This is a genomic window from Flavobacterium plurextorum, from assembly GCF_024638035.1.
Lineage (GTDB): Bacteria > Bacteroidota > Bacteroidia > Flavobacteriales > Flavobacteriaceae > Flavobacterium > Flavobacterium plurextorum.
Genome location: NZ_CP100442.1, coordinates 404503 through 428330 on the forward strand (window position 1 = coordinate 404503; position 23828 = coordinate 428330).

Consider the following 23828-nt stretch of genomic DNA (forward strand, 5'->3'; position numbering starts at 1 on the left):
AACACTAAAAACTGACCACTGACTGCTTTTAAAAAACTTTACTTATGAGCGTCTTAACTCAATATTTCAATACCAAACATAATACTGCGCCTTTTTCGCAAATAAAAGTCGAAGATTATGTTCCTGCATTCAATGAAGGAATTGCTTTGGCTAAAGCCGAAATTGATGCAATCGTAAATAATCCAGATGCGCCGACTTTTGAAAATACTGTTGTTGCTATGGACTTTTCGGGAGACATTTTAGATCGTCTTTCGAGTATTTTCTTCAACTTAAATTCGGCTGAAACGAATGACGAAATGCAAAAAATTGCTCAGGAAGTTTCGCCTTTATTATCTGAATTCGGAAATGACATTACACTAAATGCAGCTTTATTTGCTAAAATAAAAGCCGTTTACGATCAAAAAGAAAGTTTAGGTTTAAATCCTGAACAAACAACGTTATTAGATAAAAAATACAAAAGCTTTTCAAGAAACGGAGCCAATTTGCCTGAAGACAAGAAAGACCAATTGAGAGAAATCGACAAAGAATTATCGAAATTGAGTTTACAGTTTGGTGAAAATGTTTTGGCCGAAACGAATGCTTTTGAATTGCATTTGACAAACGAAAAAGATTTATCCGGTTTACCAGAAGGAACAATCGAAGCGGCAAGATTATTAGCCAAAAATCAAGAAAAAGAAGGCTGGATTTTTACATTAGACCATCCAAGTTACGTTCCGTTTTTAACTTATGCTGATAATCGCGAATTACGTAAAAAAATGGCGATTGCTTTTGGTGCAAAAGCATTTCAAAATAACGAATTCGATAATCAGGAAAATGTTCTAAAAATTGCTAAACTGCGTTTTGAAAGAGCTAATTTATTAGGATACAAAACACATGCACATTTTGTCTTAGAAGAAAGAATGGCCGAAAGTCCAGAAAAAGTTTTCTCTTTTTTAAATGATTTATTGGCAAAAGCAAAACCTGCAGCTCAAAAAGAATTTGCTGAATTGACTTCTTTCGCAAAAGAGCTGGACGGAATCGAACAACTTGAAAAATGGGACGGTGCTTATTATTCTGAAAAATTAAAACAACAGCTTTTTAATTTAGACGATGAAAAACTGAAACCATATTTTCAATTAGAAAAAGTTTTAGACGGTGCATTTACAGTTGCCAAAAAATTATACGGTTTAACTTTTACCGAAGTTTTTGATATCGATAAATATCACGAAGAAGTTACAACTTATGAAGTAAGAGATGCTGACAACAATTTGGTTTCGATTTTCTACGCCGATTTCTTCCCAAGAAAAGGAAAAAGAAACGGTGCTTGGATGACTTCATTTAAATCTCAATATGTAAAAGACGGCGTAAACGAAAGACCACACATTTCGAACGTTTGCAACTTTACAAAACCAACAGAAACAAAACCATCTTTATTAACTTTTAATGAAGTAACAACTTTATTCCACGAATTTGGTCACGGTTTGCACGGAATGCTGGCCGATACAGTTTATCCGAGTTTATCTGGAACGTCTGTTTTTTGGGATTTTGTAGAATTACCAAGTCAGATTATGGAAAACTGGTGTTACGAACCAGAAGCTTTGGCTTTGTTTGCGAATCATTATGAAACCGGAGAAATTATTCCGATTGAATATGTACAGAAAATTAAAGAAAGTGCCAGTTTCCAAGAAGGTTTAGCAACATTGCGTCAATTAAGTTTTGGATTATTAGATATGGCTTGGCACGGACAAGATCCAACTAATATTACCGATTTAAAAACTTTCGAAACGGAACAATTTGCCAATACACAATTATATCCTGATGTAAAAGAAAATGCAATGAGTACTGCTTTTTCTCATATTTTTCAGGGTGGATATTCTTCAGGATATTACAGCTACAAATGGGCAGAAGTTTTAGACGCTGATGCTTTTGAATATTTCCAAGAAAAAGGAATTTTCAATGAAGAAGTGGCAAAAAAATTCAAAGACAATGTACTTTCAAAAGGAGGAACAGAGCATCCAATGATTTTATACAAACGTTTTAGAGGACAAGAACCAAAACCAGAAGCTTTATTAAAAAGAGCAGGATTGGTTTAGACTTCCTACCCGATTAGATATTTTGAAACCGAAGCAGAAACGCTTCGGTTTTTTTTATTTGGTTTTACTTTAACTATCTTCGTGTTTTTAAATCTTAATCTTACAAATACAAGCCGTGAAAAAATATTTTAAAATAGCCCTTTATCTTGCAATTATTGGACTAATTGCAATTATTTCGGTAAATTACTATGTAAAGTCTTCAACAAAAAAGAACATTTATTATTCGATTAAAAAATTCCCAAAAAATGATGTTGGAATTATTTTTGGCGCAGGAATAAATGGAGATCAGCCAAGCAAATATTTAAAAGATCGCTTAGACGCCGGAATTATGCTTTGGAAAGCAAAACGTATCAATAAAATTCTACTTTCGGGAGATAATGGCCGTGATGAATATGATGAATTAACCGTTATGAAAAGCTACTGTTTTAATCACGGAGTTGACACAACAAAAATATTTATTGATTATGCAGGTTTCGATACATATTCTACAATGTATCGTGCCAAACACATTTTCAAAATCAAAAAAGCCACTTTAATTTCGCAGGAATATCATTTAAATCGTGCCATTTACATTGGTCAAAAATTGGGAATTAAATCAGTTGGATATTCTGCAAATAAAGGAGAATATCTTGGGTATAAATATGTAACATTTAGAGAATACGGTTCTATATTCAAATCCTTTTTTGATGTTTTAAGAAATCGTGAACCTCGCTTTTTAGGCGGTGAAATTAATATTAACGGAGAATCCAATTATTCTAAAGAAGATAAACGATAAGGAACGAATAACATATCGCTCCGCTGGAGCTTTTTTGATATTTGAAAACCATATTTTCTTTAAATATTATGCTCCGCCGGAGCAATAAAAAAATGGGCTGAATCATTTCTGAAACAGCCCATTTTTTAGTAAATAATCTAAAATTAGAAATCTTTTTTCTTTGTTCTTTATTCTTTACTCTATATTCTCTATTTACTCTATATTCTCTAATTTACTCTTTCTCCAAAACTCTCTTTGCTAATTTCCCAACTGTCAATCCTTGAACTACAATTGAAAATAATACCACAATATAAGTTACTTCCAAAAGCAGGTTTTTATATTCGCCTTCAGGCATAGAAAGTACAAGTGCGATTGAAACTCCTCCTCGAATTCCTCCCCAAACTAAAACCATTAAAGAGCCTTTGTTGTAAGCCGATTTAATTCCGAAGAACTTAAATAAATCAAAGAATTTCCAAGGCAAAACTATAGATGTCAATCTTGAAAAAAGCACTATAAAAATCGCAACAAAACCTGTTAATAATTGTTTGTTCAAATCTGGCAGTAATAACAATTCAAAACCAATGAATAAAAATAGAACAGCATTTAAAATCTCATCAATAAGTTCCCAAAACTTCTCTAGATAATCTTTTGTTTCTTCGCTCATTGCCACTTTTTTACCGTAATTACCAATAATTAATCCGGCAACTACCATTGCTAAAGGACTTGAAACGTGTAAACTTTGAGCGATCAAAAAACCTCCCATTACAATCGAAAGTGTTATCAAAACCGAAACTTTATAATCATCAATTTTCTTTAAAACCCTTGATGCCGTAAATCCTAAAACAGCCCCCAATAAAAGTCCGCCAATACCTTCTTTTGCAAATAACCAAGCAATAGAACTAAAGCTCATATCAAATGTTGGATCAGTTGCCATTTTCAAAACAACAGCAAACATTACTACCGCTACTCCATCGTTAAACAAAGATTCGCCAACAATTTTAGTTTCTATTCTTTTAGGAACTTTGGCTTCTTTTAAAACCCCCAACACAACAATTGGATCGGTTGGTGAAATTAAAGTTCCAAAAACCAAACAAAATATATAAGGAATTGTAATTCCCAAAAGAGGTGCTATATAATAAAGAAGCATAGAAATAATCAAAGCCGACAATACTACACTAACGGTAGAATAAATCATAATTGGCACTTTCTGCTCTTTAAGATCAGACATATTCACATGCAGCGCACCTGCAAACAAAAGAAAGTTTAACATGGCTCCCATTAAGATTTCATTGAAATCAAATTCCTTTATTAACTCAAAGAAATGCTTTGTGGTAGCAGGAAAATAAGAGTCTCCTAAAAGGCGAATTCCAACCGAAACCAACATCGCAATAATCATAATTCCGATGGTTCCAGGAAGTTTTAAAAATCTCAAATTTAAATAGGCGAAGAAAGAAGCGAGTACAATAAGTACTGAAAAAGTGTAGTATAATTCCATAAAAGTGATTTTTACAAAAATAGCTGCAGCATTATTTAATCAAAATTTAATGCCTTGAATTAACATAACTTTATAATTCGTTAAATAACTTTCAATTATTTTTGAAAGTTTAAAAACTTTTGCTTACATTTGACTCATGGAATTCAAAGAAGCAAAAAATAAGTTTGTACAAACCTGGGGAGCATTAGGTTCTCAATGGGGAATTAATAAAACGATGGCACAAATCCACGCTTTATTAATGGTTTCAAACGAACCTATTTCTATGGAAGACATTATGGAAGAACTGCAAATTTCTCGTGGAAACGCCAGTATGAACTTAAGAGGCTTAATGGATTGGGGAATTGTTTATAAAGAATACAAAACAGGAGAAAGAAAAGAATTTTTTACTGCCGAAAAAGATCTTGACGAATTAGCCGTAAAGATTTCGAGAGAAAGAAGCAAAAGAGAAATAAAACCAACTCTTAAAATCTTAAAAGAAGTTTCGACAATTGAAGCAAAAGATTCTGCAGAAGAAAAACACTTTGTCGACCAGACCACTAAACTATATGATTTTGTTTTAAAAGCAGATAATATGTTGGATAAAATGACGGAATTTAATGAAAACTGGTTAGGGAAATTGGTTATCAAAATGATGAAGTAAAAAAATTTAATTAAAACTTTCATTTTTTTCTGAAAGTTTAAAAAAATCAATAACTATGAAAACTATAAATTACATCAATTCTTTTCTTCTTGGAATACCTCTAATCATTTTTATATTAGCTTTCTTAAAAATTATAGATTTAACGGTTTACGGTTTATTGTCCGTCATATTTATCGGGCTATTTCAAATTATTGTTAGTGGATATATGTTATTTAAAGAGCCTCAAAATAAATATCTTCAATTGTACATCATAGGAGTTGTTTTTTATTTTGTTATGATTTGCATCGATCCTTTTTCATCTCCTAATTTCAAAACTTATTTCGGAATCGGAATACCAACAATACTGGCATTTTATCTTTCAATATTAATTTATAAAAAAGCTGAAAAATGAATTTCTTAAAAGCAGAGTGGAAAAATTTAGCCTTATTTAACTTTGAAGTTAATAGCGGAATTTTAGAAAAATATCTTCCAGCAGGAACTGAAATAGATATTTGGAACAACAAATGTTATGTCAGCTTAGTTGGATTTATGTTTAAAAACACGAAAGTTCTAGGTTTTAAAATTCCTTTTCATATCGATTTCGAAGAAGTCAATTTGAGATTCTACGTAAAACGTTTTGAAAATGGCGAATGGAAACGCGGCGTAGTTTTTATTAAAGAAATTGTTCCTAAAAAAGCGATCACTTTTATTGCAAATACTCTGTATCAGGAACATTACGAAACTCAAAAAATGAGACATGAAATCATTGAGAATAAAAACACCAATACTTTTATTTATCAATGGAAAAACGACAAAAAATGGAATACAATTCAAATCGAAACCAAAAACAATCCTACAGAAATTGAGATTGATTCTGAAGCAGAATTTATTACAGAGCATTATTTTGGTTACACAAAAATCAATACTAAAACCACTTTTGAATATGAAGTTCAACATCCAAGATGGGAACAATTTGAAGTTTTAGATCATAAAATTGACATTGATTTCGAGAAAACTTACGGAAGCGATTTTGGATTTCTCCAAAACAAAAAACCGACATCAGTTTTCTTAGCCAAAGGATCAAAAATAACTGTTATGAATAAACGAAAATTAGAACCAGTAAAAGTTTCAGCAGAAATGACATAATAGTTTCTCAATTAATAATTTATAAATCGACAGCTATGAACTTTAATATTACAGGCTATTTTGTATATCTCAGCATTACGATTTTCATTATCCTAAGAGTTGGAAAAATCTGTTATAAAAACGGAAACATTTATGTCGCAGATTTGATTCCGAACCACGCTGATATCTGCCAGAAAATCAATCAAATTTTGCTTTTAGCATACTATCTTTTAAATATTGGCTATAGCGCTATGACTTTAATTTCTTGGCAAAAAATTACTTCCTCTACTCAATTAATTGAAACAATCTGTACAAAAACGGCTGTCATAATTTTTATTATTTCTATTCTGCATTATTTCAATATTTTAATCATAACCAAATACATTCAAAAAATCATTCATAACAACAAAAACTAAATATCATGGAAACTACAAAAATCTTAATCGGTTACGGAATTTATTTACCAATCGCTTTATTTCTTACTTATTACGTTTCTAAAACTCTTTTCAAAAACGGAAAAATCTTTATGCTCGATATATTTAAAGGCCGTGAAGATATTGCGCAGGCAACCAACAAACTTTTTGAAACTGGATTTTATCTTTTAAACATTGGTTTTGCATTAATGATTTTAAAATTGCAATTATACAGCAACAGTTATCAAGAATTAATTGAGAATTTAAGTTATAAAATCGGCGGATTTTCTATTTATCTTGGCGTTATGTTATTCTTTAATTTGTATTTCTTCTTTAGAGGAAAAAGAAAAGCAAAAGAAGCACAACGAGAAGAAAGATTGGTTTTTAAAGCTTAAAATTAAAATGGTTTGCCACGAATTACACGAATTAAACTCCAAGTTGACTTTATACATTTTTAAAAATTTGTGAAAATTTGTGTAATTCGCGGCTAAAAAAAACTCAGATGAAAAAACTCATAATCGCAGCAGGAACAGGATTTTTGGGACAGGTTTTAGTCAATCATTTTCAAAATAAATTTGAAGAAATTGTCATTCTAACACGAGGAAAATCGCAGATAATTAACGGAATTAAATACGTAAACTGGAATACCAGAACTTTTTCGGGCTGGGAAAATGAATTAGAAAATGCGACGGTTTTAATTAATCTTGCAGGAAAATCTGTTGATTGTCGTTATACGAAAGAAAACAAAAAAGAAATTCTGTTATCAAGAATTGAAAGCACCAAAATACTTAACAAAGCTGTTTTAAACTGTAAAAACCCGCCGAAACATTGGCTTAATTCATCGACGGCAACTATTTATCGCTTTTCTCTTGACAAGCAAATGGATGAAGTTGACGGCGAAATCGGAAATGATTTTTCTATAAATGTGGCACTTTCTTGGGAAAAAGCATTCTTTAAAACCGAAACTCCAAATACTTTAAAAACCGCCTTAAGAACTTCTATCGTTTTAGGAAAAAATGGCGGAGCTTTTATTCCGTTAAAGAATTTGGCGAAAACTGGTTTTGGAGGGAAACAAGGAAGCGGCAATCAATTTGTAAGCTGGATTCATGAAGACGATTTTGCCAATGCAGCTGCTTTTATTATTGAAAAAGAAATTTCTGGAATTATAAATGTCGTTTCTCCTGAACCTGTCCAAAATACAGTGTTTATGCAGAAACTTCGAAAATCAGTTGGTTTTCCTTTCGGAATTCCATTAAATAAATTCTTTCTTGAAATTGGAGCATTTTTTATTCGAACAGAACCCGAGTTAATTTTGAAAAGCAGAAACGTAGTTCCGAAACGTCTTTTAGAAAATGGATTTCAATTTAAGTTTGGAGATATTGATACGGCTTTTCGAAACTTACTTCGCTAAAACTGCACGCTTTTTTCTCATCTCGACGAAGGAGAAATCACACTAGAGAATCGACAAAGATTGGGTATTTTGATTGTGGAATTTCTGGTATGATTTCTCCTTCGTCGAAATGACAAGACTCTAAAAAAAATACACTAAATTAAATGACAACAATAAACCTGACAACTAAAATAAAAGCTCCAAAACAAATCGTTTTTAACGCTTCACGAAATATCGATATTCATCAGCAATCAGCAAGTCCATCAAAAGAAAAAGCAATTGCCGGCGTAACATCAGGATTAATAAACCTAAATGAAACGGTAACTTGGCGAGGCAGACATTTTGGTTTTTATCTTACACACAAAAGCCGAATTACGGCAATGAATCTCTATGATTATTTTGTGGATGAAATGGAAAAAGGCAAATTTAAATCGTTTAAACACAAACATTTTTTTGAGGAAGAAAACGGCATTACAATCATGAAAGATCAATTACAATATGAAACGCCATTTGGAATTCTAGGAAAACTATTCGATGTTTTACTTCTCAAAAAGCATCTTACTAACTTTCTTTTGGAGCGAAATAAAGTTTTAAAAGAAGTTTCAGAAAAATCTATTTAAAATAAATTTCCTACTTTTAAATAAAATAAATCTTAAAGAGAACTAAAAAATTAAAATATGAAATTGAAATTTATACTATCAACCCTTCTATTAGCTTTTTCTTTTATGGGATTTGCACAAAGCAATTGCAAAGATTTAAAAGGATGTGAAAGAAAATTATGTGAATTAAACATAAAATTAGCTGCAGCTAAAAAAGCTGGAAACCAAAATCAAATCAAAGGAGTTCAAGATGCAATCTCACAAACCAAGAAAAATTGCACCACCAAAACAGTCAATAATGATCTTGACAAGAAAGTAAAAGAGAAACAGCAAAAAGTCAATGAAAGAACTGCCGATTTGAATGAAGCCATCAAAGGGAAAGAAAGCAAAGAAAAGATCGATAAAAAAAGGAAAAAACTAGATGAAGCAAAAGCCGAATTAAACAAGGCCTTAACTGAACAAAAAACAAAATAAATTCAATCTAAACCGATGCTGCTGCTTCGGTTTTTTTTATAAAAAAATCACCATCAGCCACCAAAAAATTGGTACGCTTTCGACCCAAAAAGAGGTATAATATTTGGAGCGATTTGGATTAGCAAAAACAATAAACAACATCAAAGTAATTACCATTATCAAACTAATGAAAAGATCATGAACATTAAATGTTGAAATAAAAAGCTCCAAAGAACAAAATGGCACTAAAAGAAGTAACCCTAAATATTTTGTCCATTTGACTCCAATCGTCTGCGGTACAGTTTGAAGATGCGGATCATCATTTGCCAGATCAATTATTTCGAAAACCAAAATCAAAACAAAAACTAGAATAAACCGTTGTATGCATTTTATGAAGAAATCGGTTGTAAACGGAATTTCGGCATTAATTAACGGCAAAACCAAAGTCGCACCAACCCAGCAAAGTGCTACAATATAAATTTTTACTCCTGCCCAATTTCGGGCATTTTTTCTATTTGGAAAAAAAGGCAAGGTATAAAGCGCGGTTATCGCAAAAATGCCTACCGAAACAATCTGTGTAATTCGCTGCAAATGGAAAAAATAATACCCTACTAAAACCACCGAAACGAGACTCAAAAAAGCGATAATCTTTAGCTGATTTCCAATTGGATTTTTCTTTACTCGAACCAAAGCATCATATTTCACAAAATTATACCCGACAATTGTTCCGAAAAAAACAAACAACGCCATTGGTTCATCATACTGAATATGAAATACATGAAACGTAATTCGCGCCAAAGCATAACACGACAAAGCCACGTGAATACTACTGTTTAAATAAAAATCAAAAATTTGTTTTAGAAGTTTCATATATCCAAATCTAATCAATTGGTAACAAATCAACTCTTTAGTTATAAAATTGATAAAAATTGAAGTTAAAAATACCTATTAAATTATTAATAATACTTAATTTTGCCCCACAAAAAAACAACACATTTACTATAAAATGTAATAAACCTTGTGTTACATGAGATTAGCTCAAATAAAAACACTCGGCAAATTACGTTTTGATCTTTAAAAAATAGACTGCTACAAATGAAAACAGATGCTTTTGCTTTAAGACACATTGGTCCAAGAGAAACAGATCTTCAACACATGTTACAAACCATTGGTGTTGACTCGATTGAACAACTAGTTTATGAAACCCTTCCGGACGATATTCGTTTAAAAGCGCCTTTGAATTTGGATCCTGCAATGACAGAGTACGAATTCGCAAACCACATTCAGGAATTAGGAAAGAAAAACAAAGTATTCAAATCATACATTGGTTTGGGTTATCACCCAACGATCGTTCCAGCTCCAATTCAAAGAAATATCTTTGAAAATCCAGGATGGTACACAGCTTACACGCCTTACCAAGCAGAAATTGCACAAGGTCGTCTTGAAGCAATTTTAAATTTCCAAACTACTGTAATCGAATTAACAGGAATGGAAATTGCAAATGCTTCTTTACTTGACGAAGGTACCGCTGCTGCTGAAGCTATGGCGTTATTATTTGACGTTCGTACACGTGATCAAAAGAAAAACAATACAAATAAATTCTTCGTTTCTGAAGAAATTTTACCACAAACTTTATCAATACTTCAAACACGTTCAACTCCTATTGGAATTGAATTAGTTGTTGGAAACCACGAAACTTTTGATTTTTCAAATGAATTCTTTGGAGCTATTTTACAGTACCCAGGAAAATATGGTCAAGTAAATGATTACAGCGCTTTTGTTGCTAAAGCAAAAGAAAATGAAATCAAAGTTGCCTTTGCTGCTGATATTTTATCACTTGCTGCTTTAACTTCTCCAGGAGAAATGGGAGCTGCAGTAGTTGTTGGAACTACACAACGTTTTGGTGTACCAATGGGTTACGGTGGACCTCACGCTGCATTTTTTGCAACTAAAGATGAATACAAACGTTCAATGCCGGGTCGTATCATTGGAGTTTCTGTTGATACAAATGGAAATCGTGCTTTACGTATGGCATTAGGAACTCGCGAGCAGCACATTAAACGTGAAAAAGCGACTTCTAATATCTGTACAGCTCAGGTTTTACTAGCAGTTATGGCAGGAATGTATGCTGTTTACCACGGACCAAAAGGTTTACAATATATTGCAAACAAAGTTCACGCATCGGCAGTTACTACTGCTGAAGCTTTAAATAAATTAGGAGTTTACCAAACTAACACAGCTTATTTTGATACTATTTTGGTAAAAGCAGACGCTCAAAAAGTAAAAGCTATTGCTGAGAAAAACGAAGTAAACTTCTTCTATCCTGATGCCGATACAATTTCTATCTCGTTCAACGAAACGACTTCAATTGCGGACATCAACCAAATTATTGCAATTTTTGCAGAAGCTTTAGGAAAAGAAACTGTTATTGTTTCTGAATTAACTGAAGCTAGTCAATTACCTGCTTCATTAGAAAGAACATCTTCTTTCTTAACCCATGATGTATTCAACAATCATCATTCAGAAAGTCAGTTAATGCGTTACATCAAAAAATTAGAACGTAAAGATTTATCATTGAATCACTCAATGATTTCATTAGGTTCTTGTACGATGAAATTAAATGCAGCTTCAGAAATGCTGCCTTTATCAATGCCAAACTGGAACAGCATTCACCCATTTGCGCCAGTTGAACAAGCTGAAGGTTACATCACAATGCTTAAAAAATTAGAGCAGCAATTAAATGTAATTACTGGATTTGCTGGAACAACATTACAGCCTAATTCAGGAGCACAAGGAGAATATGCAGGTTTAATGGCGATTCGTGCTTACCATTTATCAAGAAACGAAGGCCACCGTAATGTATGTTTAATTCCTTCATCAGCTCACGGAACAAATCCTGCTTCTGCAGCTATGGCTGGAATGAAAATCATCGTTACTAAAACTACTCCAGAAGGAAATATTGACGTAGAAGATTTAAGAGAAAAAGCGATTGAGCACAAAGATGATTTATCTTGCTTAATGGTAACTTATCCTTCTACTCACGGAGTTTACGAATCTTCAATTATTGAAATCACAAAATTAATCCACGAAAACGGCGGATTAGTATATATGGACGGTGCTAATATGAATGCTCAGGTTGGTTTAACTAATCCAGCTACAATTGGTGCTGATGTTTGTCACTTAAACTTACACAAAACATTCGCTATTCCTCACGGCGGCGGCGGACCTGGAGTTGGACCAATTTGTGTGAACGAAAAACTAGTTCCATTTTTACCAACAAACCCAATCTTAAAAGTAGGCGGCGAACAAGCGATTACAGCTATTTCATCTGCACCTTACGGATCTGCTTTAGTATGTTTAATCTCTTACGGATACATCACAATGATGGGTGCTGACGGATTAAAAAGCGCTACTGAACATGCAATCTTGAATGCTAACTATATGAAAGCTCGTTTCGAAGGACACTATCCAATTCTTTATACTGGAGAATGTGGAAGAGCGGCTCACGAAATGATTTTAGATTGTCGTTCATTTAAAGAAAACGGAATCGAAGTTGGTGATATCGCAAAACGTTTGATGGATTACGGTTTCCACGCTCCAACGGTTTCTTTCCCAGTAGCAGGAACTTTAATGATTGAACCAACTGAATCTGAAGATTTAGCTGAGTTAGATCGTTTTTGTGATGCTCTTATTTCAATTAGAAAAGAAATTGAAGCAGCAACTGCCGATGATAAAAACAATGTATTGAAAAATGCACCTCACACATTAGCAATGTTAACCACTGACAATTGGGATTTCCCTTATACTAGAGAAAAAGCGGCTTACCCATTAGAATATATTGCTGACAATAAATTCTGGCCATCTGTTCGTCGTGTTGATGATGCTTACGGTGACAGAAACTTAGTTTGCAGCTGTGCTCCTATTGAAGCATACATGGAAAATTAGTCTTAGATTATTTCTATAAAACAAACCCGATAACATCATCGTTATCGGGTTTTATTTTTTTATAACATTCTTAAAAAAATTTGTTGCTTTTTATAACACATTAAAATAATAAAACAAAATAAAAATAGTTTCTAAAAGCGATCTCAAACGTTTGAAATCTCTATAAAATTAAAAAATCATTAAAAAATAGCCAATATATTACTCAAAAAACAATTATTTCACAATTATATGCATGCATAGTATTTTTTATGATAGTTATCATGATTTTATTTATACTTTAGCAATAAATTTATCGGATAATTAAAGGAAAAATGAAAATAAAAATAATTGGCATCGGGAGTTATATTCCTAATTTAGAAGTAAAAAACACAGACTTTGACAAGCATATTTTTTTGAATGAAGATGGAACTCCTTTTGGTTACCCGAATGAAGTCGTTATTAAAAAATTTAAAGGTATTACCGGAATCGAAAATCGCCGTTATGCCGAAAAAAATCATACTGCCTCAGACTTAGCATTTTTCGCTGCTGAAAAAGCAATTGCAAATGCAGGAATCGATGCTGAAACTTTAGACTATATTATTTTCGCACATAATTTTGGTGATGTAAAAGCTGGAACCAGCCAATCTGATATTTTACCAAGTTTAGCAACACGCGTTAAGCATAAATTAGGCATTAAAAACCCTAAATGTGTTGCTTATGATATTCTTTTTGGATGTCCAGGCTGGATTGAAGGAGTACTTCAAGCAAATGCTTTTATCAAATCTGGAATGGCAAAAAGAGTTTTAGTAATTGGTGCAGAAACCCTTTCAAGAGTTGTTGATGACCACGATCGTGACTCGATGATTTATTCTGATGGAGCTGGTGCTTCAATCTTAGAAGCTTCAACAGACGAATCTGGACTTCTATCTTACGAAAGTGCAACTTATGCTAATGATGAAGCTAATTTCCTTTTCTTCGGAAAATCATATAATCCAGATTTAGATCCAGATACTAAGTACATTAAAATGTACGGACGTAAAATTTACGAATTTGCTTTAAGCAACGTTCCTTGTGCTATGAAAAGCTGTTTAGACAAAAGCGGAATCTCAATTGATGAAGTAAAGAAAATCCTTATTCATCAGGCAAATGAAAAGATGGACGAAGCAATTATCGAACGTTTTTATAAACTATATGACAAAACTGCTCCTAAAGACATTATGCCAATGAGTATTCATGATCTAGGAAACAGCAGTGTTGCAACTGTTCCTACTTTATACGACTTGATTCTTCAAGGAAAAATCGAAAATCATACTATTAATAAAGGCGACGTTGTAATTTTTGCTTCGGTTGGAGCGGGAATGAACGTTAATGCTTTTGTATACAGATATTAGTATTCCGTTTACACTCACAGTAATCAATTTTCACACTGAAAACTGTAACTGAACACTGCAAACTAAAAAAGTCCGCACTATAAGATGCGGACTTTTTTAGTATATTTGCGCCTTTGTTGTTTAAAACATATATAATGTACGAAAAAACATTTCCGAATAAAAGATTCAAACTTACCTTAGAGTTTTTACAAAAGCACGTAAACACATCAGAAACCATTTTTGATTTTGGCGTACCAAATCCGTTTTCTAAAATAATGGAAGAGAATGGTTATACCGTAAAAAACACAAAAGGAGAAGATTTAGACAACGATCAAACTGCACTGCAAACAGAAGAATATACTGTTTTTACAGCATTTGAAATTTTCGAACATTTACTAAATCCATACACAATTCTAGAAAACGTAAAATGCGACAAATTGTTAATTTCAATTCCGTTACGTTTATGGTTTTCTCCAGCATATCGCTCTAAAACTGATATGTGGGACAGACATTATCACGAATTTGAAGATTGGCAGTTAGACTGGCTTTTAGAAAAAACAGGATGGAAAATAACAGATCGTCTACAATTTACACATCCGGTAAAAAAGTTTGGATTTAGACCATTATTAAGATATTTCACTCCAAGATATTATATTGTTGCAGCGGAAAGAGTTAAGAATTAAGATTGCAGATTAACGATTTTTGATTTTTAGATGATTTCCAAATAATCTAAAATCTAATTCCGAGGCTTCGGGACTAAAATTTTTCACATGAAATACTACATCGTCATTCCCGCTCATAATGAACAGGATTTAATTGGATTGACTTTACAATCTTTAATTTCTCAAACTGTTTTGCCTTCAAAAGTTGTGGTTGTAAACGACAATTCTACAGATAAAACGGAAGAAGTTGTATTGAGTTTTGCAAAGGAAAACCCATATATTTCTGTTGTAAATAAAACTTCAGACGCTATTCATTTACCAGGAAGTAAAGTAATTCAGGCGTTTCAAAAAGGCTTTGAAACTTTGGATTCTAATTATGACATTATTGTAAAAATAGACGGCGATTTAATCTTCCCTCCTAATTATTTTGAAACTGTAATCAAACATTTCGAATCTGATCCTAAAATAGGAATGGCGGGCGGATTTTGCTACATCGATAAAAATGGTGAATGGGTTTTAGAAAACTTAACCGATAAAGATCATATTCGCGGTGCATTAAAAGCATATCGCAAGGAAACTTATCAGCAAATTGGAGGTTTAAAACCTGCTATGGGCTGGGACACAGTTGACGAATTATTGTGTAAATATTACGATTGGAAAATTGTTACTGACGAATCTTTACACGTAAAACACTTAAAGCCAACTGGCGCAAACTACAACAAAACAGCTAGATACAAACAAGGAGAAGCCTTTTATTCTTTAGGTTATGGTTTTTGGATTACAGCAATTGCATCGGCAAAATTGGCTATGATGAAGAAAAAACCATTCTTATTTTTAGATTATATAAAAGGATTCTGGAAAGCAAAAAGCGCAAAAACACCTTTATTAGTAACTCCTGAACAAGCTAAGTTTATTAGAAATTATCGTTTACAGAAAATTAAACAAAAGCTTTTTTAATCTTAAAAAAATTAAAAAACTCCAAACTGAAACTATAAACTGTAAACTAATCCTTAATTTAGCCAATATTTAAAACTTATGATGCTAATTCGTTATTTATCTCAAATAGGGAAATATTTTTTAATGCTGAAAGAAATTTTCAATAAACAGACCAAATGGCCTGTTATGAAAAATTTAATTTACAAAGAAATTGATGATTTGATTATTGACTCTCTTGGAATTGTCTGCTTTATATCCTTCTTCATTGGTGGAGTTGTAGCCATTCAAACAGCACTAAATTTAACCAACCCCTTAATTCCAAAATATTTAATTGGTTTTGCTACACGTCAATCTGTAGTTTTGGAGTTTGCTCCTACTTTTATTTCGGTAATTATGGCTGGAAAAATGGGATCTTACATTACTTCTAGTATAGGAACGATGCGTGTTACAGAGCAGATTGATGCTTTAGAAGTTATGGGAGTTAACTCCGTAAATTATCTTATTTTCCCAAAAATAATAGCTTTATTAATGTACCCTTTTGTAATTGGTATCAGTATGTTTTTAGGAATTTTTGGTGGATGGCTTGCGTGTGCATACGGAGGATTTTCAACTGGTGATGATTTTATCATGGGAGCTCAAAAAGATTTCATACCCTTTCATATTACTTATGCATTTATCAAAACTTTAATCTTTGCCATGCTATTGGCAACAATTCCGTCTTTTCATGGATACTATATGAAAGGCGGCGCATTAGAAGTTGGTAAAGCAAGTACAACATCGTTCGTATGGACGTCTGTTACCATAATTCTTCTAAATTATATATTAACTCAATTATTACTAGGATAATGATAGAAGTAAAAAATATAGAAAAATCATTTGGTGACAGCAAAGTTTTAAAAGGCGTTTCGACGGTATTTGAAACTGGAAAAACCAACTTGATTATTGGACAAAGTGGATCTGGAAAGACCGTTTTATTAAAAACCTTGTTAGGAATTCATACACCAGACTCTGGAACAATTGAATTTGACGGAAGAGTTTATTCTGATTTAGACAAAGATGAAAAACGTGAATTAAGAACTGAAATTGGAATGGTATTTCAAGGAAGTGCTTTATTTGATTCAATGACAGTTGAAGAAAATGTTGCTTTCCCGCTAAAAATGTTCACCAACAATAACAAAGCGCAAATACAAGAGCGTGTTGATTTTGTTTTAGAAAGAGTAAACTTAATCGATGCTCATAAAAAACTACCTTCTGAGATCTCTGGAGGAATGCAAAAACGTGTAGCTATTGCCCGCGCTATTGTAAACAATCCGAAATATTTATTTTGTGACGAACCCAATTCAGGTTTAGATCCAAATACTTCAACTTTGATTGATAATTTGATTAAAGAAATTACGGAGGAGTACAATATTACAACTGTAATTAATACGCACGACATGAACTCGGTAATGGAAATTGGCGAGAATATTGTTTTCTTAAAAAAAGGATTAAAAGCGTGGCAGGGAACTAAAGAAGAGATTTTTAGAACAGACAACAAAGATATTGTCAAATTTGTTTACTCTTCTAACCTATTTAAAAAAGTAAGAGAAGCATATTTGAAAGGCTAAAAGCTTTACAATATTCAAAAATATAAAATCCCAAATTCCAAACTATTTAAAATTGGAATTTGGGATTTCTCTTTTTATTTGAGTTCTTAATCTATAAGCTCTACTTCGGCATTTGGATTAAAAAGATACGTTCGTCCTGAGCTTATTTCTATACATTCAAATCGTTTGGTTCTAACAGCAAGTTTCTTAAAGATTTTACCATTTTTTATTCGGAAAACGCTTCCGTACGGTATTTCGAAAACATAATTTTTATCACTTGCAGAATCATATTGTTTTAAAGCCAAAGACAAAGTAGTATCTGTATCACTGCTTGCTGATGGATTTTTAAAATGCCTTGCTAATAAAGGCAGCAATTGACTTGGAAATATCTCTGGCCTGATAAACGGAACCATCGTTCTTTGAAAGGTGTATTTCCATTCATTGCCGTGTGGTTTTATATTTCGTCCAAATTTTTCGAATGCAACCAAATGTGAAATCTCATGAATTAGGGTAATCAAAAACCTGTATTTGTTTAAACTCGCATTAACCGTTATTTCATGCTTACCACTAGGCCCGCGTCTGTAATCTCCATGCCTCGTTTGACGTTCATTTACAATTTTCAAATGAACCTGATTGGATACAATCAAATCAAAAACAGGCTTTACAGCATGCTCTGGAATATATTTTGCTAAAGTTTCGCTCAATTTAGGTTAAATGTTATTTGTTAAACGTCAAAAGTTCATTTCTATTTGAATCTGGAATTTAACTATTGAAATTTTCTTATGGATTAGTTGAAGAAACCTCCAATACCTTTCCGTTAAAATACTTATTTCCGTTGAGTGTAAAATCATAAATATAAGTTGCCATTCCTTCGGCAGAAATTGGCGCTTGATAACCTGGAAAAGCTTCGTTCAACATTTCTGTTTGAACAGAACCTAAAGCCAGCACATTGAATGAAATACCGCGTTCTTTATATTCTTCAGCTAATAATTCTGTTAAAGTAATTACAGCACCTTTACTAGAACTATACGCTGCCAAACCAGCAAACTTAAGACTTCCTCTAACGCCGCCAATTGAACTGATGGTTACAACATGACTTCCTTTTTGCAAATAAGGCAGACAAACTCTTGTAAGGTTTGCAACTGCAAAAACATTTACTTTATAAATACTTTCAAAATCGGCTTGAGTAGTTTCTGCAAAAGGCTTCAATAATAAAGCTCCTGCATTATGAACTAAGGCATCGACTTTTTTCCATGTCGAAGCAATAAAATGCTCTACTTCCTGCAAAGCGGTTTCATCTGCTAAGTCGATTGATAAGCAGGTTACATTTTTATGTTCTAAAAGTGTTTTTGGTGTTTTTCTAGAAATAGCTAAAACCTGATTTCCAGCATTTGCAAACTGCAAAGCCAGCTCATAACCAATTCCTCTACTCGTTCCTGTAACAATAATATTTTTCATAAAGCAAAAATAAACAAATACAATAGAAAGAAAGACTATTTATTCATTGTAATTTCTTCAGTTGGAGTAACTGCAATTTTTGTAACCGCAGGCAAAAACTCTTGAATAAATGAAGTAATATGAGGAATATCCATCACTTTGAACTCATCAGAAACATGGTGATAAAACTCAAAATTTTCAAAATCAAAAGTACTTATAGATTGACATGGTTTCTTGAAAACTTCATAAAACGAGTAGTTATCTGATCTATAAAATAATTCGTATTCAGCTTCTTTTGGCAGGAATCCGATTGTTTTTTTACCAGTATATTGATTGATTTTCTCCGCCATGTTCGATTTATCAAAACCTGTAACATAAGCCAAATAATCACGTTTCATTGGAACTCCAATCATTTCTATATTTAATTGTGTGTACAAATTAAAATTTTGCTTTTTCAGTTTTTGAACTAAACTTTTTGAACCCAACAATCCTTTTTCTTCTCCGGCAAAAAACACAATTAAAATGCTTCGTTTATTCGATTTTGTTTCTGCAAAGTATTTAGCCATTTGAGCAACAGCAGTTACGCCAGAAGCATCATCATTTGCTCCATTATTTATAACATCAGCTTGCTGCTTTTTCTCTATACCAATATGATCGTAATGTGCACTTAGAACTACATATTCATTTTTCAACGTTGGATCTGTCCCTTCAAGAACACCGACAATATTAAAAGCTGGAGATTTAAAATTTGTTAATGTATCTCGATATGTTTTAAAATAAGGTTTGACATTGTTCTTCTTTAAAAAATCCTCTAAAAAAACAGCCGCTTTTTCGATTCCTTTTGTTCCAGTTTCACGTCCTTCCAGTTCATCTGAAGAAAGATATTCTAAAAAATTAGAAACTTCATTTTGATTGACTTTATAAGTAACTTCAATAGGTTTACTTGACTTTGATTTTTTTTCGCTTACAGCAGTAGGGTTTGTTTTACATGCAAAAAAAATAAATGGTAAAAGAAAGTAGAGTTTTTTCATAATAATGATTTAGATTTCTATAGAAGACTGGTTAAAATACGTTTTTAATATCTGTTGATTTTTTAAGACAAAAAACGGTATTGCAAACTTTGAAAACTGATCTCTATATGAAAATGAACTTGTTAAATCATAATCAAACAAGCGTTTCAAAAAACAGCTGTCAAAGTTCCTGCAATATAATACTATTTTAACTTTTTTTCAATTGCAATCTACTTTCTGGTAAGTAAATATAAATTCAGATAGATTTCAAAAATTTACGATATTATTGTTTTGAAGTACATGAAGTTTGTATTCTCGCATTCCAACTTTATAATCTAAATATGGAACTCCCATTTTATGATTCTGCGCACTTATTTCGTACATATAGGTAATATGTTTGGCAAGTTCTCTCCAGGCAAACCAAACTGAATGTTTGGGATCGTAAATATGCGTTGGCTCGCTTGCAGCTCCATTAAGTTCTACTATTTGAAATTTTTCTCCTCTTTCTAACTCTTCAAATGTATTGTACATGATATCAAAACGCCCATAATAAAACTCTGGAATCTGATCTGCAATTTCATTAATCATTTCGGTTAATTTTGGCGTGATTAAATCACTTCCGTCAAGAAATTTAGCACCTCGAGCATGATTGCCAAACGGAACTAAATTTGTGACTTCTCCATTTTGTAAAACTCGCTGCAGCTGATCGCCATATTCTTCTTTTAAAACTTCAAACTGAATATGAAATCTTGGTGTTTTAAATATCAACTCTTCAATAGTCGAAACTCCATCGCCCGTAACATTCAAAAATTCTTTATAAACAATCCCTGTAATCTTTCCTTTCTTTTGTGATGGATAACGCACATAAAAAATTCCAACTTCATTTTTAAACGGAATTAAATCTTGAATTAAAAAATCAAAGTTTGCTTTATCTGCATATCTTTTCAATTCAGAAACCGTTTTAATCAATTTTACTCCAGAACCACGAAGACCAATATCTGGTTTAGCAATTAAGGGAAAACAAATTTCATGTTCGATTATAGTACTTACAATCTTTTTTAAATCTGTATTTTCTTTAATTAAAATTGTTTTGGGATAATGCTTTTTAGGAAGTAAATCATAAATTCTCTTTTTGCTTTCCATCAAAAAACCACCGTTTTTAATTCTAGGATTTGAGGCATTAAAGAAGAAAACTGATCTTGCTTTAACTGCATAATACGCCCAAAGAAAATATATGGGAAAATAGAGAACCTGAAACGGCCAATACTCCCAATTAGTAATTTTATGAAAGAAGAGTTTCATCTTTACGTTTTTTAAATACTTATAAAAGAGGTTGAAAAATCTTGTGCATTTACTAAATCACAATACCTGATTGTTCCTTTATTTTTTATGATAATCACTTGCGTTACACTCAGCGTTTTTATTGTATTTTCTCTATTGATAATCAAACCATTTCTAGAGTCATCACGTTTTGTATAACGATGAAAACCAAAAATTTCCGAAGCCGAAACTTGATTTTTCTTACTCAAAAAATCAAAAAACCAAGAAGCTCTTTCTTTTCTAGTTTGATCTGAATATAAAGTTGCAGAAGACCAGATATAATTTTGCAATTCATTTAATTGCGTTGTTCTTTTCTTCAAACCATCCCAAATTAACTCATACAATTTGTGCTGCTGACACAGAATCAAGGTAAACGGTTCGATGTTTTCTAAATCAATCAGTTTCCAAAAATCCTTTGGTGATTCGTTAGAAATAATCTCCAAAGCAATTAATCCCCTGCTTTTTCGATAAGCAAACGAAGAAATATGCTTTTTAAGACCTCCGTTTAGAAGTACCAAAACATTTCCGTATTCATCTACAGCAAACCAAGTTCCTCCAGCTTTAGGATCTTTTGGGTACGTGATATTTTTACCGTTGTGGTAATAATTTCTAGGCGAAATTGCTTCTGGCCGAATCACCTTCTCGTCTCGATTTGAAGTTATTATCACAACTCCATTATTATTTACATAACTTACTGTGCACATTGTTTTCTATATTCAATGGTTGAACGAGCTACACCAAAATTTTCATCAATCAAAATATTCTCAAATTGTAAAACAGCCACTTTTATCAAAGCTTGGTGATGAATGCAATGTTCTAGATTATAAAGTAATTCTCGGTAATAAGTACTCTGAATACTAAGAGCGGACTCATCACTTTTCTGTTCTAAGTAAATGATTTTGTTTTCGCTTTTCAATCTTGATTTTATTTCAATAATTGATTGCTTTGCAAATGCGGTTTGAGTCTGAATTTTGTTGTTTCTTTCTCGATTATCATAATTCAAAACACCACAATCATAACCATTTTCGAGACACTGAAACATTTCGATAATATGTCTGGTATGCTCGCCAATTGTTGCATTACTTAAAGCGATGCAAGATTTAGAATATTCTTTATCTGATAGTTGCTCTAAAAGATAAATTAATTCGTCTAAACTGTTCTGTATCGATTTTAATAGCATAGTTTTTACATTTTAGAAAATTAAATATTCTGTTTTTTATTGAAGTAAAGCAGTCCTGCGCAGCATATTAATGTAATAATGGCTAGTATAAAAAGAAAACCATTGTCATTTTGCACTTCTATGCCTAGTATAAATAAATGCGACAAAATTGCTGTTATCATGATTAAGCATCCGCCCAAAGCGCCAATAAATGTTGTTTTGGGAACTAGAATTAAAATCACTACAATTAACTCTGCTATTCCAGAACCAATTCTTCCGTAAGGTTCTACTCCTAAGGCCGAAAAAATATAAATACTTTCTGCTGCCCCTCCGAATTTAAAAAATAGTGTCTGCAATAAAATTGCTGCGGCAATAATTCTTAAAATCCATGTTATTTTTTCCAGTTTCATCACATTCTTATTTATTTATTTTTCTCCAATTATTATCCGCTTTAGCCATCAAACTTGTTTGGTCTTTGTTCCAGCTCTTTAATGTATTATTAAAATAGGCGTTGTAAAACAAGTAAAGTCTGCCTTCAACAATTTTAAAAGTTTCAGGATTTATTTCAACCTTTTCTCCACTGCTTCCCATTGCGTATGCACACCATCCGCCATATTGAGGTTCATATTTGGAAGGATTTTTCAAGAATGCTTCTTTATTTTGAATGGATGAAAATTTATAAACAACTCCTTGATAAGAAACTGCCAAATCATTTTTTCCTTTAATTGCTTTTCCTTCATTAAAATACCCAACAGGATCATAACCTTGAATTGCGATTTTATTTTTGAGATTAAACTGATCCGTTCGTCTTGTATCGTTTTGAGCAAATGAAATACTCGAAACTAAAATCAATAGTAGTATTGCTGTCTTTTTCATTTTCCTTTATTTAAGAGTTTTCAATACCGAAACAAGCAATTCATTTGATATGCGATGTTTGAAATTTGGAGAAATATATTCGAATAAAATCTCGCCTTCTTCATTGACAATAAATACAGACGGAACTGGCAGAAAACTTTTGTTCTCGCCATTAGAATTTGCATTAATTACTGTTTTATAGTTTTCTGGGACTTGAAATGCAATTCCCATGGCGTTTATAAGTTCTCCTTTTGAATCAGAAAGCAGTGTATACTTTACCTTATCTTTTTCCTCTGTTGATTTTAAATTTTTAGGCGCGTCTAGGCTGACTGCGACAATTTGGTATCCTAAATCCAGTATTTCTTTTTCGGCTTCAGCCAATGCTTGCAAATGCATATTACAATACGGACACCAGCCGCCGCGATAAAAAACTAAAACTGTTTTTTTCTTTTTAAGTAAATCCGAAATCTTTACATCTGTATTCTCAGATGTTTTTAAAGTAGCGTTTGGTATTTTTTCTCCTATCAATAAAGGAGCAATATCTAATGCTGTTTTTGGAACAGTATTTTGAGCATTAACAGTTGAAGTTACAACTGCTAAAACCATAAAAAAGAACTTTTTCATAATTTTTAATTTTACATCTTATTCG

At 32.3% G+C, this 23828-nt stretch carries 27 protein-coding genes; 16 read left to right on the forward strand and 11 right to left on the reverse strand.

What is annotated here, in order from left to right; genetic code table 11:
• Positions 1-44 precede the first annotated feature (44 nt).
• Together NLG42_RS01975 and NLG42_RS01980 are read left to right on the forward strand one after the other, a co-directional pair.
• Entirely contained in the window at positions 45-2072 is a 2028-nt protein-coding gene (locus NLG42_RS01975; protein ID WP_257682860.1) for a M3 family metallopeptidase, read from the forward strand.
• A gap of 115 nt (positions 2073-2187) precedes the next feature.
• Positions 2188-2847, forward strand: a complete 660-nt coding sequence (locus tag NLG42_RS01980; RefSeq protein ID WP_257682861.1) for a SanA/YdcF family protein — start codon at positions 2188-2190, stop codon at positions 2845-2847.
• Positions 2848-3058: 211 nt separating this feature from the next.
• Here the strand turns inward: NLG42_RS01980 and NLG42_RS01985 are convergent, their stop codons facing one another.
• Positions 3059-4321, reverse strand: a complete 1263-nt coding sequence (locus NLG42_RS01985; protein WP_257682862.1) for a cation:proton antiporter — start codon at positions 4319-4321, stop codon at positions 3059-3061.
• A gap of 136 nt (positions 4322-4457) precedes the next feature.
• Here NLG42_RS01985 and NLG42_RS01990 point away from each other — a divergent pair, with 136 nt between their 5' ends.
• The 8 genes from NLG42_RS01990 to NLG42_RS02025 all read left to right on the forward strand — a co-directional run bounded on the left by NLG42_RS01990 (position 4458) and on the right by NLG42_RS02025 (position 8941).
• Positions 4458-4961 carry a GbsR/MarR family transcriptional regulator gene (locus tag NLG42_RS01990; RefSeq protein ID WP_089058778.1) on the forward strand — a complete coding sequence of 168 codons (504 nt, stop codon included), beginning with the start codon at positions 4458-4460 and terminating at the stop codon, positions 4959-4961.
• Between the two features lie 55 nt (positions 4962-5016).
• Positions 5017-5352, forward strand: a complete 336-nt coding sequence (locus NLG42_RS01995) for a hypothetical protein (RefSeq protein ID WP_257682863.1) — start codon at positions 5017-5019, stop codon at positions 5350-5352.
• Entirely contained in the window at positions 5349-6086 is a 738-nt protein-coding gene (locus NLG42_RS02000; protein WP_257682864.1) for a YqjF family protein, read from the forward strand. Before NLG42_RS01995 ends, NLG42_RS02000 begins: the two co-directional genes overlap by 4 nt.
• A gap of 35 nt (positions 6087-6121) precedes the next feature.
• Positions 6122-6481, forward strand: a complete 360-nt coding sequence (locus tag NLG42_RS02005; RefSeq protein WP_089056986.1) for a hypothetical protein — start codon at positions 6122-6124, stop codon at positions 6479-6481.
• A 5-nt stretch (positions 6482-6486) separates the two neighbouring features.
• Entirely contained in the window at positions 6487-6873 is a 387-nt protein-coding gene (locus NLG42_RS02010) for a hypothetical protein (RefSeq protein ID WP_089056985.1), read from the forward strand.
• A gap of 107 nt (positions 6874-6980) precedes the next feature.
• Entirely contained in the window at positions 6981-7889 is a 909-nt protein-coding gene (locus tag NLG42_RS02015; protein ID WP_257682865.1) for a TIGR01777 family oxidoreductase, read from the forward strand.
• Positions 7890-8032: 143 nt separating this feature from the next.
• The gene (locus NLG42_RS02020; protein WP_099720366.1) at positions 8033-8488 is read left to right on the forward strand and encodes an SRPBCC family protein; all 456 of its coding nucleotides are present in this window, start codon (positions 8033-8035) and stop codon (positions 8486-8488) included.
• Between the two features lie 57 nt (positions 8489-8545).
• Positions 8546-8941, forward strand: coding sequence for a DUF1090 family protein (locus tag NLG42_RS02025; protein WP_099720365.1), 396 nt, complete (start codon positions 8546-8548; stop codon positions 8939-8941).
• 36 nt (positions 8942-8977) lie between these two features.
• On the opposite strand, the gene NLG42_RS02030 is transcribed toward NLG42_RS02025, so the two are convergent.
• Entirely contained in the window at positions 8978-9790 is an 813-nt protein-coding gene (locus tag NLG42_RS02030; protein WP_257682866.1) for a UbiA prenyltransferase family protein, read from the reverse strand.
• 225 nt (positions 9791-10015) lie between these two features.
• Here NLG42_RS02030 and gcvP point away from each other — a divergent pair, with 225 nt between their 5' ends.
• The 6 genes from gcvP to NLG42_RS02060 all read left to right on the forward strand — a co-directional run bounded on the left by gcvP (position 10016) and on the right by NLG42_RS02060 (position 17419).
• Complete coding sequence (gene gcvP / locus NLG42_RS02035) at positions 10016-12865, forward strand: aminomethyl-transferring glycine dehydrogenase (RefSeq protein ID WP_099720364.1); 2850 nt, start codon at positions 10016-10018, stop codon at positions 12863-12865.
• A 311-nt stretch (positions 12866-13176) separates the two neighbouring features.
• Complete coding sequence (locus tag NLG42_RS02040) at positions 13177-14235, forward strand: 3-oxoacyl-ACP synthase III family protein (protein WP_089056979.1); 1059 nt, start codon at positions 13177-13179, stop codon at positions 14233-14235.
• A 134-nt stretch (positions 14236-14369) separates the two neighbouring features.
• Positions 14370-14897, forward strand: coding sequence for a methyltransferase (locus NLG42_RS02045; RefSeq protein ID WP_099720362.1), 528 nt, complete (start codon positions 14370-14372; stop codon positions 14895-14897).
• Positions 14898-14984: 87 nt separating this feature from the next.
• The gene (locus NLG42_RS02050; protein WP_257682867.1) at positions 14985-15833 is read left to right on the forward strand and encodes a glycosyltransferase family 2 protein; all 849 of its coding nucleotides are present in this window, start codon (positions 14985-14987) and stop codon (positions 15831-15833) included.
• Positions 15834-15911: 78 nt separating this feature from the next.
• Positions 15912-16658, forward strand: coding sequence for an MlaE family ABC transporter permease (locus tag NLG42_RS02055; protein ID WP_089056976.1), 747 nt, complete (start codon positions 15912-15914; stop codon positions 16656-16658).
• Complete coding sequence (locus tag NLG42_RS02060) at positions 16658-17419, forward strand: ABC transporter ATP-binding protein (protein ID WP_099720361.1); 762 nt, start codon at positions 16658-16660, stop codon at positions 17417-17419. The genes NLG42_RS02055 and NLG42_RS02060 overlap by 1 nt, the downstream gene beginning before the upstream one ends.
• Before the next feature lie 86 nt (positions 17420-17505).
• Here NLG42_RS02060 and NLG42_RS02065 read toward each other — a convergent pair whose 3' ends face one another.
• The 9 genes from NLG42_RS02065 to NLG42_RS02105 form a co-directional block, all read right to left on the reverse strand.
• Positions 17506-18102: a SprT-like domain-containing protein gene (locus NLG42_RS02065; RefSeq protein ID WP_089056974.1), complete on the reverse strand. Its 597-nt coding sequence runs from the start codon at positions 18100-18102 to the stop codon at positions 17506-17508.
• A 76-nt stretch (positions 18103-18178) separates the two neighbouring features.
• Positions 18179-18856: an SDR family NAD(P)-dependent oxidoreductase gene (locus NLG42_RS02070; protein ID WP_089056973.1), complete on the reverse strand. Its 678-nt coding sequence runs from the start codon at positions 18854-18856 to the stop codon at positions 18179-18181.
• Positions 18857-18891: 35 nt separating this feature from the next.
• Positions 18892-19866, reverse strand: coding sequence for a M20/M25/M40 family metallo-hydrolase (locus tag NLG42_RS02075; RefSeq protein WP_089056972.1), 975 nt, complete (start codon positions 19864-19866; stop codon positions 18892-18894).
• A 246-nt stretch (positions 19867-20112) separates the two neighbouring features.
• A complete protein-coding gene (locus NLG42_RS02080; RefSeq protein ID WP_257682868.1) occupies positions 20113-21147 on the reverse strand; it encodes a D-alanine--D-alanine ligase in 1035 nt (344 codons plus the stop codon).
• Between the two features lie 11 nt (positions 21148-21158).
• Positions 21159-21869: an NRDE family protein gene (locus tag NLG42_RS02085; protein ID WP_257682869.1), complete on the reverse strand. Its 711-nt coding sequence runs from the start codon at positions 21867-21869 to the stop codon at positions 21159-21161.
• Positions 21857-22345, reverse strand: a complete 489-nt coding sequence (locus tag NLG42_RS02090) for a DinB family protein (RefSeq protein ID WP_257682870.1) — start codon at positions 22343-22345, stop codon at positions 21857-21859. The genes NLG42_RS02085 and NLG42_RS02090 overlap by 13 nt, the downstream gene beginning before the upstream one ends.
• 20 nt (positions 22346-22365) lie before the next feature.
• Complete coding sequence (locus NLG42_RS02095) at positions 22366-22734, reverse strand: DoxX family protein (protein ID WP_257682871.1); 369 nt, start codon at positions 22732-22734, stop codon at positions 22366-22368.
• A 7-nt stretch (positions 22735-22741) separates the two neighbouring features.
• Entirely contained in the window at positions 22742-23200 is a 459-nt protein-coding gene (locus tag NLG42_RS02100; protein WP_089056967.1) for a YHS domain-containing (seleno)protein, read from the reverse strand.
• A 6-nt stretch (positions 23201-23206) separates the two neighbouring features.
• Complete coding sequence (locus tag NLG42_RS02105; RefSeq protein WP_257682872.1) at positions 23207-23803, reverse strand: peroxiredoxin family protein; 597 nt, start codon at positions 23801-23803, stop codon at positions 23207-23209.
• Between the last annotated feature and the right edge of the window lie 25 nt (positions 23804-23828).